Annotated in this window: 14 protein-coding genes; 9 read left to right on the top strand and 5 right to left on the bottom strand. The window is 64.1% G+C overall.

Annotation, left to right across the window (positions count from 1 at the left end; all coding sequences use genetic code 11):
- Positions 1-20 precede the first annotated feature (20 nt).
- On the bottom strand, positions 21-956 hold the full coding sequence (locus AC3WJD_RS02515) for an IS5 family transposase (protein ID WP_492744227.1): 936 nt from the start codon (positions 954-956) through the stop codon (positions 21-23).
- Positions 957-1,291: 335 nt separating this feature from the next.
- On the opposite strand from AC3WJD_RS02515, the gene AC3WJD_RS02510 reads away from it, so the two are divergent.
- The 8 genes from AC3WJD_RS02510 (at position 1,292) to AC3WJD_RS02475 (ending at position 7,825) form a co-directional block, all read left to right on the top strand.
- The gene (locus AC3WJD_RS02510; RefSeq protein WP_492744225.1) at positions 1,292-2,053 is read left to right on the top strand and encodes an SDR family oxidoreductase; all 762 of its coding nucleotides are present in this window, start codon (positions 1,292-1,294) and stop codon (positions 2,051-2,053) included.
- Between the two features lie 71 nt (positions 2,054-2,124).
- Positions 2,125-2,541 carry a hypothetical protein gene (locus AC3WJD_RS02505; RefSeq protein ID WP_492744223.1) on the top strand — a complete coding sequence of 139 codons (417 nt, stop codon included), beginning with the start codon at positions 2,125-2,127 and terminating at the stop codon, positions 2,539-2,541.
- Positions 2,542-2,580: 39 nt separating this feature from the next.
- The gene (locus tag AC3WJD_RS02500) at positions 2,581-3,045 is read left to right on the top strand and encodes a carboxymuconolactone decarboxylase family protein (protein ID WP_492744222.1); all 465 of its coding nucleotides are present in this window, start codon (positions 2,581-2,583) and stop codon (positions 3,043-3,045) included.
- Positions 3,046-3,115: 70 nt separating this feature from the next.
- Complete coding sequence (locus AC3WJD_RS02495; protein WP_492744220.1) at positions 3,116-3,700, top strand: glutathione S-transferase N-terminal domain-containing protein; 585 nt, start codon at positions 3,116-3,118, stop codon at positions 3,698-3,700.
- A 90-nt stretch (positions 3,701-3,790) separates the two neighbouring features.
- A complete protein-coding gene (locus AC3WJD_RS02490; protein WP_492744218.1) occupies positions 3,791-4,366 on the top strand; it encodes a TMEM175 family protein in 576 nt (191 codons plus the stop codon).
- Positions 4,367-4,483: 117 nt separating this feature from the next.
- Positions 4,484-5,779 (top strand): cytochrome b, encoded by a 1,296-nt coding sequence (locus tag AC3WJD_RS02485; RefSeq protein WP_492744217.1) that lies wholly within the window; start codon positions 4,484-4,486, stop codon positions 5,777-5,779.
- Positions 5,780-5,809: 30 nt separating this feature from the next.
- Positions 5,810-7,027, top strand: a complete 1,218-nt coding sequence (locus tag AC3WJD_RS02480; RefSeq protein WP_492744216.1) for a bifunctional alpha/beta hydrolase/OsmC family protein — start codon at positions 5,810-5,812, stop codon at positions 7,025-7,027.
- A gap of 45 nt (positions 7,028-7,072) precedes the next feature.
- Positions 7,073-7,825: an SDR family oxidoreductase gene (locus AC3WJD_RS02475; protein WP_492744214.1), complete on the top strand. Its 753-nt coding sequence runs from the start codon at positions 7,073-7,075 to the stop codon at positions 7,823-7,825.
- Between the two features lie 34 nt (positions 7,826-7,859).
- On the opposite strand, the gene AC3WJD_RS02470 is transcribed toward AC3WJD_RS02475, so the two are convergent.
- From AC3WJD_RS02470 to pdxR, 4 genes are all read right to left on the bottom strand, one after another.
- Positions 7,860-8,285 carry a DUF1810 domain-containing protein gene (locus tag AC3WJD_RS02470; RefSeq protein ID WP_492744212.1) on the bottom strand — a complete coding sequence of 142 codons (426 nt, stop codon included), beginning with the start codon at positions 8,283-8,285 and terminating at the stop codon, positions 7,860-7,862.
- A gap of 53 nt (positions 8,286-8,338) precedes the next feature.
- Entirely contained in the window at positions 8,339-8,623 is a 285-nt protein-coding gene (locus AC3WJD_RS02465) for a GNAT family N-acetyltransferase (RefSeq protein WP_492744210.1), read from the bottom strand.
- An 88-nt stretch (positions 8,624-8,711) separates the two neighbouring features.
- Positions 8,712-9,419, bottom strand: coding sequence for an FMN-dependent NADH-azoreductase (locus AC3WJD_RS02460; RefSeq protein WP_492744348.1), 708 nt, complete (start codon positions 9,417-9,419; stop codon positions 8,712-8,714).
- A gap of 63 nt (positions 9,420-9,482) precedes the next feature.
- Positions 9,483-10,916 (bottom strand): MocR-like pyridoxine biosynthesis transcription factor PdxR, encoded by a 1,434-nt coding sequence (gene pdxR, locus AC3WJD_RS02455; RefSeq protein WP_492744208.1) that lies wholly within the window; start codon positions 10,914-10,916, stop codon positions 9,483-9,485.
- A gap of 300 nt (positions 10,917-11,216) precedes the next feature.
- On the opposite strand from pdxR, the gene AC3WJD_RS02450 reads away from it, so the two are divergent.
- The gene (locus AC3WJD_RS02450; RefSeq protein WP_492744207.1) at positions 11,217-13,169 is read left to right on the top strand and encodes a ferritin-like domain-containing protein; all 1,953 of its coding nucleotides are present in this window, start codon (positions 11,217-11,219) and stop codon (positions 13,167-13,169) included.
- Positions 13,170-13,208 lie beyond the last annotated feature (39 nt).

Below are 13,208 nucleotides of genomic sequence, written 5' to 3'. Positions count from 1 at the left end.
GTCGGCGGCTGGGTCGATGTTCACCCGGTCTGCCTCACGATGTTCAATGTGCGTTTCAGGTTGTAGGCGATGGCGGTGAGGTGGATCTGGGCGGCGGCTTTGGCGATGCCTCGCCATCGCATTCGGCGTAAGCCATAGCTGCGTTTCCAGGTTCCAAAGATCTTCTCGATGCGCGCGCGCACCCGATGGATGGGCTGGCTCCAGGCCTCAAGGCGCGCAAGCACCTCCTGTTCATCGCGTCCCCACATGCCGGTGGCAACGATGCGCGGCGTTCCGCCCTTGGCGCGGACGGCGTTGCCGAAATGGCTTCCGCGATAGGCGCTGTCGGCGAATACCTCGCCGGGATCCTTGGGCAACGCCTCAGGCCCCGCTCTGCCGTCATTGACGTTGGCGGGCGTGATCGCGATTTCTTCGACCAGCGCGGTGTCGGCATCGGCCCCGACATGCGCCTTGAAGCCGTGGACGGCCGTCTTGCCCTTGTGCTTGACCCAGCGCGCGTCCGCATCGCCTTCGCTGGCAGACGCAATGATCGTCGCATCGACCAGGGTGCCGGTCTTGACCCGGATCGCCCGCGCCTTGAGCTGATCGGTGACCTTCTCGAACAGCAATCGGTCCAGGCCCTTGGCCAAAAGCGCCTTGCGGAAGCGGACAAATGCCGTGCGCTCGGGCGTCGGCTCGGTACTGGAAAAGCCGCAGAACCGACGAAAGGACGCGCGAGCGTCGAGCGCCTCAGCCAGTCTCACGTCCGACAGATCGTACCAGACCGACAACAGCAGCGCCTTGAACATCGCCAGCGGGGGCCATGCCGCCTCGCCCCGGGCACTTGCATGAACCGGCCCAAGCGCACCTTCGATCGCGGTCCAGTCAATCAGACCCAAGAGATCATCAAGCGAAGATGCCGGCCTCGAATGCGTCGCGAACCCAAGTCGCTCCTGACCAATAGAACGATGGGCCATCACCGGTCCTCTCCATCCAGAAAACACAGTGAATCAGCCAAGTATCGCGCTGTCCAGCCCTATCCGCGCACAGGTCTCATAACACCGCTCTGCCCGCCATGCTTGCGATGCCCGCCGCGACCCAGGCAGGGCGGGCGCGGTGCGGCAGGTTCAAGAAAGGACGCTCGGCATGTACGATGATTGCGCGCGCCGCCCGCCGACTCGGACGGTTGCGCCCTTGGTACATTTGCTTTCGCAGGTCTCGGTTCTCGAAAGGCGCGCCGCCTCCGGATAGCCTCTCACGAACGGCACGCGATGCGTGTAGTGATTTGCAAAGCTCAGCGAAAGGCGAAACCATGAAGATCGTAGTGATCGGCGGGACCGGGCTTATCGGCTCGAAGGTCGTGGACGGGCTGACGAAGCTTGGGCATGAGGCACTGGCGGCTGCCCCCAATACCGGCGTCAACACCATCACCGGCGAAGGCCTGGCCGAAGCGCTCGCGGGCGCGCAGGTTGTCGTCGACCTCGCGAATTCGCCATCGTTCGAGGACAAGGCGGCCATGGATTTCTTCCAGACGGCGGGCAAGAACCTGATCGAGGCCGAGGCGGCTGCGGGCGTGGCGCACCATGTCGCGCTATCGGTCGTGGGGACCGAGCGTCTCCAGGACAGCGGCTATTTCCGCGCCAAGCTGGCGCAGGAAAAGCTGATCGAGAACGGGCCGATCCCGTACACGCTCCTTCGCGCGACGCAGTTCATGGAGTTTCTTCGCGGGATCGGCCAATCCGCGATCCAGGCGGATGCCGTGCATCTGTCGCACGCCTTCATTCAGCCGATGGCGGCGTCGGATGTGGCGGCCGCGGTGGTCGAGGCGGCGGTCGCACCGCCGGCGAACGGGATGATCGAGATCGGCGGGCCCCAGAAATTCCATCTCGACGAACTCGTCGCGCAGGTGCTCGAATATGACAAGGATCCGCACAAGGTCGTCACCGATCCCGAGGCGCGCTATTTTGGCGTAAAGCTGGACGAAAATTCGCTCATCCCTGGCGCGGACGCCAGGCTTGGGGCCACCCGCTTCGACTGGTGGATCGAGAACGTTCCGCCACCGCCGAAGCGGTAAGGCGCCGTTCGGGCGCCACCGTGCGACACAGGCGGTGTGCAGGCATCGCTCTTATCGATGAGGGATCCGCGATGATCAGGAAATTCTGTTTGGGTCTGGCCATTGTCCTCGGCGTCGCCGCCGAGCTGAACGGCGTCTATATGCTGTACTCGCCGGCAAACTGGTATTTCTCGGTACCCGGCGTCACTACGACCGGCCCTTTCAACCAGCACTTCATTCGCGACATCGGCCTCATCTTCCTGTTCCTCGGCACCGCGTTCCTCGTGGGCGTCGCCCGGCCGCAGTACCGCGTCGTCCTCTGGGCGGCGCCAACGCTGTGGCTCTGGGGCCATGCGCTTTTCCATTTCTGGGAAGTAGCGGTCGGCATTTGCAGCCCCTCTGACCTCGTCCGGGATTTTCCGGCGGTCACGCTGCCCGCGATCCTCGGCACCTGCCTGGCGCTCTGGGCCGTGGCGGATGCGCGCACAGGACGAGAGTCCGCCGGCTAGATCCAGTTTTCGTATCCCCCAAACTTAAGGAGAGTACCGATGACCCCCCGTATGAATATCTTCCAGACAGCCCCCGAAGCCATGAAGGCCATGCTGGCCGTCGAAGCCAGCGTCGACAATTCCGGCCTTGACCATGGCCTGCTCGAACTCGTGAAGCTGCGGGCATCGCAGATCAACGGATGCGCATTCTGCATCTACATGCACGCCAAGGACGCGACCAAGCACGGCGAAAACGCCATGCGCATCCATTTGCTCGACGCATGGCGCGAGTCGCCGCTCTACACCGACCGCGAGCGCGCGGCGCTGAACTGGACGGAGTCGCTGACCCGCGTGGCTGAAACCAACGCGCCCGACGCCGATTATGCGCTGCTGCAAAGCCAGTTCAACGAGAAGGAGATCGCCCATCTGACCGTCGCGATCGGCGCGATCAACTTCTGGAACAAGGTGCAGATCGGCCTGCGTGCGGTTCATCCGGTCGAGGAGCCCGCTGTCGCAGCGGCATAAGCGCCCGAGTCAGTAACGGGGCGCCGGGATTCCCGGCCCCCCGGCACGTTCCAATAGCAAGGAGCATCTCATGAAACTCTATTACTGCCCGGGCGCATGCAGCCTTGCAGGCCACATCGCGCTCCACGAGGCCGGACAACCCTTTGAGAGCGAAAGCGTCGACCTCAGGACCAAGCGCACCGCGTCGGACGAGGACTTCAACGCGGTCGCCAGCAAGGGCTATGTCCCGGCGATCGTCCTCGACGACGGGGACCTGCTCACCGAGAACATCGCGGTGCTCGACTATCTCGCATCGCGCTACCCCGAACTCGGGTTCGAAGGCCCGCTCGGCCGCACCCGGCTTCTCGAGGCGCTGGCCTATATCTCGACCGAAATCCACAAGAGCTACAAGCCCTTCTGGAAGGATAGCAGTGCGGCCGACAAGGAGGCCGCGAGCGCCTATATCACCAAGCGCATGCAGTATCTCGCCGACACCATGCGGGGCGATTATCTGTTCGGCGACCGGCCGAGCGTCGCCGACTTCTACCTTTTCGTGACGCTGCTATGGGCGCAGAAGTTCGGCATGACTGTGCCCGAGCGTCTTGCCGGGCTATATGAGCGGCTGAAGACGAGGCCGGCGGTCGAGGCGACCCTCAAGGTCGAAGGTCTGGCCTAGGCAGCGACGAATGGCGTCGGGGGGGGGGGGGGGGGGGGGGGTCGACGGACGAGCCGCCCGTCCACCACCACAGACAAAGGCGGGGAGCCCATGACGAAAGGCAGGCTCGAGGCGTTCACCGACGGCGTCATCGCGATCATCATCACGATCATGGTGCTCGAGCTGAAGGTGCCCGAAGGGGAAGGATTGCGCGATCTTTCGAAGAGCGTGCCGACCCTGCTCGCCTATGCGGTGAGCTTCATCAATGTCGGCCAGTTCTGGAACAATCACCACCATATGCTGCAGGCCACCGGCCGGATCGACGGGCGCGTGCTCTGGGCAAACCTGTTCTTTCTGTTCTGGCTGAGCCTCGTGCCGTTCGTCATCCGCTGGCTCGACGAGAGCGGTTTTGCCGCGGGCGCGATCGCTGCGTACGGCATCGTGGTCGGCATGGCCTCGGTCGGCTATCAGCTCACCGGACGGATGATCATCGCCAGCAATCCGGGTGATTCAGCCGTGGCGCGCGCTTTTGGCAAGGATCTGAAGGGCAAGCTCAGTCTCGCGCTCTATACTGCCGCGATCGCGCTGAGCTTTGTCGACCGTTCTCTGGCGATCGCCATCTATGTGGGCGTCATTTTCCTCTGGCTCGTGCCGGACCGGCGGATCGAGAAGGTGTTGCGGAGCTGAGATCGGTGCGGCAATCGAGGCTTGGTACAGGCGGATTGACCCGTCTTGAACCTGAAGCCGTGGCGTTCGAGGGTCTAGTTCGAGGATAACCAATTCGCACGAGTGACGGGCAGGATCATGAGCTTTCCCTGGGCGACGCATTATCAACCCGAGCATCCTGCCATGCGCTGGCTCGACGAAAAGCTGCCGCTGCCGCGTTTCGTCTATGCCGTGACGGGGGGCGGCTATCCCGTCCCGCGCAACCTCAACTATTTCTGGAATTTCGGCGTGCTCAACGGTGCCGCGCTCGTGATCCAGATCGTGACCGGCATTGTGCTCGCGATGCACTATGCGGCGAACACCGGCTTCGCCTTCGACAGCGTCGAGCACGTGATGCGCGACGTGAATTCGGGCTGGCTCATCCGCTATGCCCACATGAACGGCGCGTCGCTCTTCTTCGCCTCGGTCTATACCCACATGTTCCGCGGGCTGTACTTCGGCTCCTACAAGGCGCCGCGCGAGATCGTATGGCTGCTGGGCCTTGTCATCTTCCTGCTGCTGATGGCGACAGCCTTCATGGGCTATGTGCTTCCCTGGGGGCAGATGAGCTTCTGGGGCGCCAAGGTGATCACCGGCCTGTTCGGTGCGATCCCGTTGGTCGGTGATACCATCCAGGCCTGGCTGCTCGGCGGCTTCGCGCCCGACAACGCTGCGCTCAACCGCTTCTTCTCGCTCCACTATCTGCTGCCTTTCGTTATAGCGGGGGTGATCGTCCTCCATATCTGGGCGATCCATATTCCTGGCTCGAACAACCCGACGGGCGTCGATGTGCAGGGGTCGCAGGACACCGTGCCGTTCCACCCCTATTACACCGCGAAGGACGGCTTCAGCCTCGGCGTGGCGCTGGTGCTGTTTGCGATGGTGCTGTTCTTCTTTCCCAATACGCTCGGCCACCCGGACAACTATATCCCGGCCAACCCGCTTTCGACGCCCGCCCACATCGTGCCCGAATGGTATTTCTGGCCGTTCTACGCGATCCTGCGCGCCTTCACCGTCGACTTCATCCTGCCCGCGAAGCTGTGGGGCGTGATCGCGATGTTTGCGTCGATCCTGCTGCTCTTCTTCCTGCCCTGGCTCGACACTTCACCAGTACGCTCGGGTCATTATCGTCCGCTGTTCAGGAAGTTCTTCTGGTTCGGCCTGATCCCCTGCATCGCCGTGCTCGGCTATTGCGGCGGCGCGCCGGCTGAAGAGCCCTATGTGATGATCTCGCAGATTGCGGCGGCGTATTATTTCGCGCACTTCCTGATCGTCCTCCCCATCATCGCCAGGGTCGAAAAGCCGCTGCCGCTGCCTATGTCGATTACCGCCGCGGTGCTTTCCAACGGGGGCGCAACACGGCCGGGCGCTGTCGCGAACGCAGCAGTGGATTGATGCACTCCCACAAGACCAAGTGAGACACCAATGCCTACCAAAGTCTTCGACTTCCGCAGCGCCGCCGGTGACCTTCTCTCCGGCCGGATAGAGGTGCCGGCGGGGCCGGCACGCGCCTGGGCGTTGTTCGCGCATTGCTTCACATGTGGTAAGGACAACATGGCGGCGGTGCGGATAGGGCGCAGACTGGCCGCCTCCGGGATCGGCGTGTTGCGATTCGATTTCACCGGCCTCGGTCGCAGCGAGGGCGAGTTCGGGGATTCGAGCTTCAGCCTCAATGTCGAGGACCTGATTGCGGCCGCAAAGGCGATGGAAGGGGCGGGCATGCCTCCGGCGCTGCTGGTGGGGCACAGCCTTGGCGGCGCCGCGGTGCTGGCCGCTGCCGGCGCGCTGCCGCAAATACGCGGGGTGGTCGCGATTGGAGCGCCTTTCGACACCGCGCATGTCCTGAAGCACTTCAATCCGGCCGCGCTTGCAGAAATAGAGCGGGAAGGTCGCGCGCGTGTATCCATCGGGTATCGCCCCTTCACCGTCGGACGGAAGCTGGTCGACGACCTGCGCGAGCAGGATCAAGGCGCGCGCATTGCCGCGCTGAAGCGACCGCTTTTGCTGCTCCACTCGCCCACCGACGAGGTGGTGGGCATCGACAATGTGACACAGATTTATCTTGCCGCACGACACCCCAAGAGCTTCGTATCGCTGGACGGTGCCGATCATCTGCTGACCGCGCAAAAAGACGCCGACTTTGCCGCCGACATGATCGGCGCCTGGGCGGGCCGCTATCTGCCGGAACCGCCGCCATTGCCAAAGAGCGAATATGACGCCGAAGCCGAGGAAACCGGCCTCGGCAAGTTCCAGCTGGCGATGCGCGCGGGCCAGGCAAGCTTTATCGCCGACGAACCCGAGAGTGTCGGTGGACTTGGCTCGGGACCAACCCCTTTCAACCTTCTCTCGGCAGCGCTTGCGGCGTGCACGACGATGACGCTGCGTCTCTATGCGACGCGCAAGGGATGGACGGTCACGCGTATCCGGACATCGGTGACGCATCGCAAGGAGCCGGAAACGGCCATTCCCGACGTGTTTACGCGCCGCATCACGATCGAGGGGCCGCTCAGCAGTGATGAGCAGACCGAGCTGCTTGGTGTGGCCGACCGTTGCCCCGTCCACAAGACGCTCGAACGCGGGTCGCGCTTCGAAACCGCCTATCCCGATGAGGAGCAAGGCATTGCCGCATCTCGCGGGGGCTGATCGGCCTCGCCAGGGACCCTATTTCATTGAACGAAAGACAGAACCATGAAAATTACTGTCATTGGCGGCACCGGGCTGGTTGGTGCGAAGCTCGTCGCGGAACTTGTCCGGCAGGGTCATGAAGCCGTCGCCGCCTCGCGATCAACCAATGTCGACGTCCTTTCCGGCAAGGGGCTGGATGCGGCTCTCGAGGGCACAGAGGTGGTGGTTGACGCCTCCAACCCCGGCTATGCGGATGCCGATCGCATGCGGCGCTTTTTTGAGCTTGCCGGGGCAAATCTGATGACGGCGGAACGCAGCGCGGGCGTCGCCCATCATGTGGTCCTTTCGGCGGTCGGCACGGGGCGTCTCGACAGCGGATATTTTCAGGCCAAGGCGGTCCAGGAGCGTATCGTCACCGATTCCGGCCTGCCCTTCACGATCCTCCGCTCGACGCCCTTTTTCGAATATGTGTATGCGATTGCGGACGCGGTGAGTGACAGGGACACCGTGCGCGTGCCGCCGCTGCACATGCAGCCGATCGCCGCCGAGGACGTCGCCAGTGCCCTGGCGCGCGCGGCCCTTGATCTGCCGGGCGGCCACATCGTCGAGATAGCGGGCCCCGACACCTATGGGCTGCCTGAACTTGCGGAAGCGATACTGACCGCCAACGAGGACCCGCGCACGATCATGGCCGACCCAGCCGTGCCCTATTTCGGCGCCCGGGTGGACAGCGCATTGCTGGCAAGCAGCGCGCATACGCACATTGCGTCGACGCGCTTCGAGGATTGGCTTCGCCGGTCGCTCGCGGTCGTCTGAAAGGCGGGCAGTGGACCCCCCGGGCGGGCTGGTCCTAGCCGTCCTGGAGGCGGGCCATCGTGTCCTCGTCGACGAAATTGTCGAACCAGACGATGAGCATGTTGCGCAGCAGCTGTTCATTGCTCGCCTCGGCGAAGAGCGTCAGCGAGGAATGGAGTTTTCTGGTGTCGACCTCGCCGAACACCTCGCCTACCGATTTCCCCGCAAGCCACGACAGCGCGTCGACGCATTCACGATAGCGATTGCCGAGCACTGGAAATGCCAGATAGGCCCGCGCCTCGTCCAGTGACGCGATCGCGTAGGGGTTGGTGGCGCCATCGCCATCGGCTCCGGCGAGCCGGGGGAAGATGAACTCCATATAGGGCGTGCACATCATGCCGCGCCGCAGGATATCGAGCGCGTCGTCGTACACGTCCTTCTGCGCTTCGAGGAAGCGCCCGAGATCATAGTCGTCGTTCATTCTCTCATGCCTTTCCCGAAAGTCTCGGTCGCCGGGCGAAGCCAAGGCGGCCTTTAGCCGGCAACGACATCGGCATATTCCGGATGTTTCTCGAAGAAGACCAGCATGAACGGGCATCTGAGCACGGCCTTGCGGCCCGATTGGCGCATCAGGTCAAAAGCCCCGATCGCCAGCCGCGTCGCTATCCCCTGTCCCGAAAATTCCGATGGCACTTCGGTATGGATGAGGACGAGGCGCCCGTCGTCATCGACGCGGTAATAGGCTGCGGCGATTGCCTCATCGGGCAATGCCAGTTCGAAGCGGCGCTCGACGGGGTTTTCTGTAACCTGTGGACTCATGGCGTTTCGACCGAACGGGATGGGGCCCCATCATAGAATATTTGACCGGCGGTGTCAGACCCGAGTGGTGCAGATATGACTGCACCATTCACTGGCATGAAGATACCTGTGCGTCGAATTCGCGACAGGGCAGGAGCGCGAACTCCGATTGTGCCGTGTCACGCGCGGTTCTGGCGCTGGCGGCCCAGTTCCGGGCGACATGGCTCAGCTCAGCGCGCGCCCGCACCAGCGCAGCGGCGCGCGCGGCAGCGTCCGCAAACTGCAGCGGCTGCGCGTCGACGAAGGTCGGATCGGATACGCCGATGAAGCCGAAGGCCGCGCGCAACGCGGGGGTCAACGCATCCATGCCTTCAAAGGGGGTTCCCGGGCGAAGGTCGGCGCCACGCGTGGTCAGGAAGAGCACCTTGCGTCCTTCCAGTTGGCCAAGATACTGCCCGTCGCTCGTCGGCACATAGGTGATGTTGGTGCGTACGATCGCATCGATGAACGCCTTGAAGGTCGACGGCATGGACCAGTTGTGCATGGGCATCGCAAAGATGAGCGCATCGGCATCGAGCAGGCGCTTGCACAGCGTGTCGGAGGCGGCGAGCGCGGCACGCATCCCGGGTGTGCGCTGATCGGCGGGCGTATAGGTTGCCGCGGTGAAGGCCTCGGTAACATGCGGCGGCGGATTTACGGCAAGGTCGAGATAGTCGACGCGCAGCGCGGGGACGCGCAGGCGCAGCTGTTCCACGAAATAGCGCGACAGCGCGCGCGAGCTGGAGTGCGTTGCCTTGGGGCTGGCATCAACATGCATGAGCTTCACGGTCCGTTCTCTCCACGTCCGGGTGCCGCGCATGCGCGCGGGCAAGTCATCGGGTCAGGCGGGGTTCCTGATCAGGTTCATGAGCGTCGCGCACGATTTCTCGACATGTCCCTTGCCCATATTGGTCACGCACAGGAGCAGGCCCGATGCGGCACGGGCGGGGTCGCTGTACCAGACCGAGAGCGGGAGCGGCGCGATGCCCTTTTCGAGCGCGCGCCGGGCGACGTCCGCATCATCCGTCCCTTCGGGCAGCCTCGCGAGCACGGCCAGCCCAGCAAAACCCTCGACGGGCAAATGCCTGCCAAGGCACGCGTGCAGCGCGTCGTGGCGCTCGCGGTACAGTCGCTTCATGTGGCGCAGGTGGCGCAGATAATGGCCGTCAGCCAGGAAGTCGGCGAGCGCTAGCTGCGTTGTCGGGTTAGGCGCCGGATTGAGGCACGCCGCCACTTCGCCAAAGCGTCCTGCAAGCGAAACCGGCGCCACCACGAAGCCAAGGCCAAGCGCGGGGCTCAGCGTCTTGCCGAAGCTGCCGATGTGGATCACCCGGCCCGCAGGATCTTCGGCCGCGAGCGCGGGCGAGGCGCGGCCCGACAGCTGCAGCTCGCTCAGATAGTCGTCCTCGATGATCCAGGCATCTTCCCTCGCGGCCCAGGCCAGAAGCTCGCCACGGCGCCGTGTGGAAAGCGCGACCCCGGTGGGCGCCTGCTGGCCCGGCGTGACCACCGCGATCGCAGCATCCGGCGCGAGCGCGATCCCCCGATCGACCTGAATGCCCTCATCATCGACGGGCACGGGCACGACATTCATGCCCGCAAGCTCAAGGCCCATGCGTGCCACCGGATAGCCCGGGTCCTCCAGCCAGGCGGATCGTCCGCGCACCTGCAGTGTCAGCATCGCAAGGCAGAGCCCATTCTTGTACCCGCTGGTCAGGATGATCTGATCGGGCACGCACCGGATACCGCGGGTGATAGCCAGATAGCTCGCGATCTGCGCCCGAAGCTCGGGACGGCCGCGAGGATCGGGCGGACCGACCGGCGCCATCGCATCTTCCCGCGCAGCGCGGACCCGCAGCCGCGACCACAGCTTTACGGGAAAGGCATCCTGCGCGGGCACCCCCATCTGGAAGGGCAGGGGCGGGAGCGAAAAGCCCCGTTCGATGTCCCGCAGGGGGCGCGGGATCTCGATCGCGGGCTGTGCAGCTTCATGTGCAGCTTCACCGGGCGGCCTCTTCGCCACACGTGTGCCCGCAGCTCCGGCGGTCTCCACCAGGAATTCGTCCGCGAGCGCCTCATAGGCAGCCTTCACGGTGCCGCGTGCGACGCCCAGCTGGGTTGCCATGTCGAGCCATGAAGGAAGCCTCGTGCCGGGCTGCAGGTGTCCCTCGAGGATCGCGCTGCGCAAAGTGGCACTGATCTGGCTGGTGATGGGGATCGGTCGCGAGCGGTCAATTTCTAGCGCAAGGCGGTCGGAAGCCCATGCTATGGTCATCGCCTTACCTCATGGTGCTGGTAGCTCTGAGAGCGAGCGCGAAGGGTATGGCGGGTGCCCGGACGTGTCGAGAATAGGCCTGCCTATACTTTGGTACAGGTCGCGCTGGTGGCAGGGTCGGCCATCCGATACAATGAACGGCATAACGGCAGCTTCTGGCTGGCTATTGAGCTTCCGGGGGATCGAACGGTACAGTCTTTTTGTCATGCCTTGCGTCTGATCCCCGAAGTGCCGGGCCGTTAACGTGTAAAGGAATCGTTGCGCGACAGTTCAGCTTCTCAGCCAAAGAGACCGATGAGAATGCTCCAGACAGTTCCTGATATCCCGGCTGCGAGCCGCGAAAAGCTCATGCATTCGCTGTACGAAGCGGCCGAGCTCGAGCAAACGCTCATGTGCACCTATCTTTACGCCGCCTTCAGTTTGAAGGACGGCGAAGGAGAAGGGCTCAATCCAGCCCAGGCCGATGCCGTGAAACGCTGGCGTCGGATGATACTCGATGTGGCGATCGACGAGATGAGCCATCTCGTTGCAGTCTGGAACATCACGTCGGCGCTCGGCGGGGCGCCACGGTTCGGAAGGGCGAATTTTCCGCTCGACCCGGGCTATCTGCCCGCGGGCATCGTTGTGCGGCTTCAGCCGTTCAGCGAAGCCGTCATCCAGCATTTCATCCACCTTGAGCGCCCTCAAGGTTCGGACGAACCCGATGGACCGGGCTTCGCGTCGGAAAGCGGAACGACGCGGACGCCTGTCGCCCCGCGGCTGACCCCGGCCGCATATGACTACGCGACCGTCGGGATTTTCTACGAGACGATCGGTCGCGACCTCCAGTCGCTCGCCGACGAGTTGGGCGAGTCCAACCTCTTCTGTGGCGATTCGTCGCTGCAATTGTCGTCCGCCGAGGTCGATCTCGCCGGCGCCTGCCCCGTCACCGACCTTGCAACCGCGCTGGCAGCGCTCAACGAGATCATCCTCGAAGGCGAAGGCGCGCCGTCGCACCGCGAGAATTCGCATTTCCAGCGATTCGTGACGATCCGCGAGGAATACCGCGCGCTCAAGGCCGATGATCCCGACTTCGTTCCCGCCCATCCCGCCGCGCACAATCCGGTCCTGCGCAAGCCGCCGCGGCCCGAGGGGCGCGTGTGGCTCGAGGATGCCGACGCGGTGGCGACCGTGGATCTTGCGAATGCGGTCTATGCGCTGGCGCTCCGGCTGCTCGCCGCCGCCTATGCGATCCCGACGTCGAATGCCGACAAGGCGCTCTATATCGGCGGCGCGATCAGCCTGATGCACGTACTCATGCCGCTCGCCGAGCGGGCCGCCCGCCTGCCTGCCGGGCCGTCCAACCCTGGCTGCAACGCCGGCGTCTCTTTCACCGCGCTCCGCGATGCCGCTTCGCTTCCCCCCGGGACGAGCGCACGGCGCTTCTATGTCGAGCGGATCGGGCAACTTGCCGGCGTCGCAGCGATGCTCGATCCGGACGACCCGCGTTGCGCCCGCGCCGCGAGGATATTGGGATCGGTGAGCGCGAGGCTCCGCGACGCGCCCGAGCCCAGGCTCGAACCCAAGGTAGAGCCGTCGCAACCCGCTACCGCTCCGGTTTCCGCAAAGACGCAAGTGGTCGACGGGATTGAAACGGCCGAAGGCGAAGAAATCACCGTCATGTTCCAGGGAAAGCGCTGCATCCATGCGCGCGTCTGCGTGACGCAGATGCCCGGCGTGTTCCTCTCGGACGTCCAGGGGTCATGGATATTTCCCGATGCAGGCTCTGCCGAAGACTCAAGCGCGGTCGTGCGGCAATGTCCGTCGGGCGCGCTTACCTATGCGCGCAGGGACGGGCACAACGAGCAGCCCCCGCGCGCCAACCTGCTGACGCTTCGCGAGAATGGTCCCTATGCGGTGCGCGCCGACCTGTCGATCGACGGGGCGGCCGCGGGGTTCAGGGCGACGCTCTGCCGCTGCGGGGCATCGAAGAACAAGCCATTTTGTGACAAGTCGCACAAATATGTCGGCTTCATTGCCACGGGCGAACCTGAAAGCCGCGAAAGCCAGGCGCTCGTCGCACGCGATGGCCCGCTCGCTATCACGCCTGAGCTCGACGGACCGCTGCGCGTCCGCGGCAATCTCGAGATCTTGAGCGGAACCGGGCGAACGATCGCCCGCCTTCAGACCGCACGGCTTTGCCGCTGCGGCGGCAGTGCGAACAAGCCTTTCTGTGACAATACGCATCGCAGGATCGGCTTCCGTTCGACATGAGCCCGATCCGGCGGGCATGATCGGCCTTCGCGATTGTCA

This window comes from Sphingobium sp. FW306-1B-F04DB, from assembly GCF_058781925.1.
The sequence above is the reverse complement of the archived record's forward strand: the minus strand, read 5'-3'. Positions and strand labels throughout refer to the sequence as shown.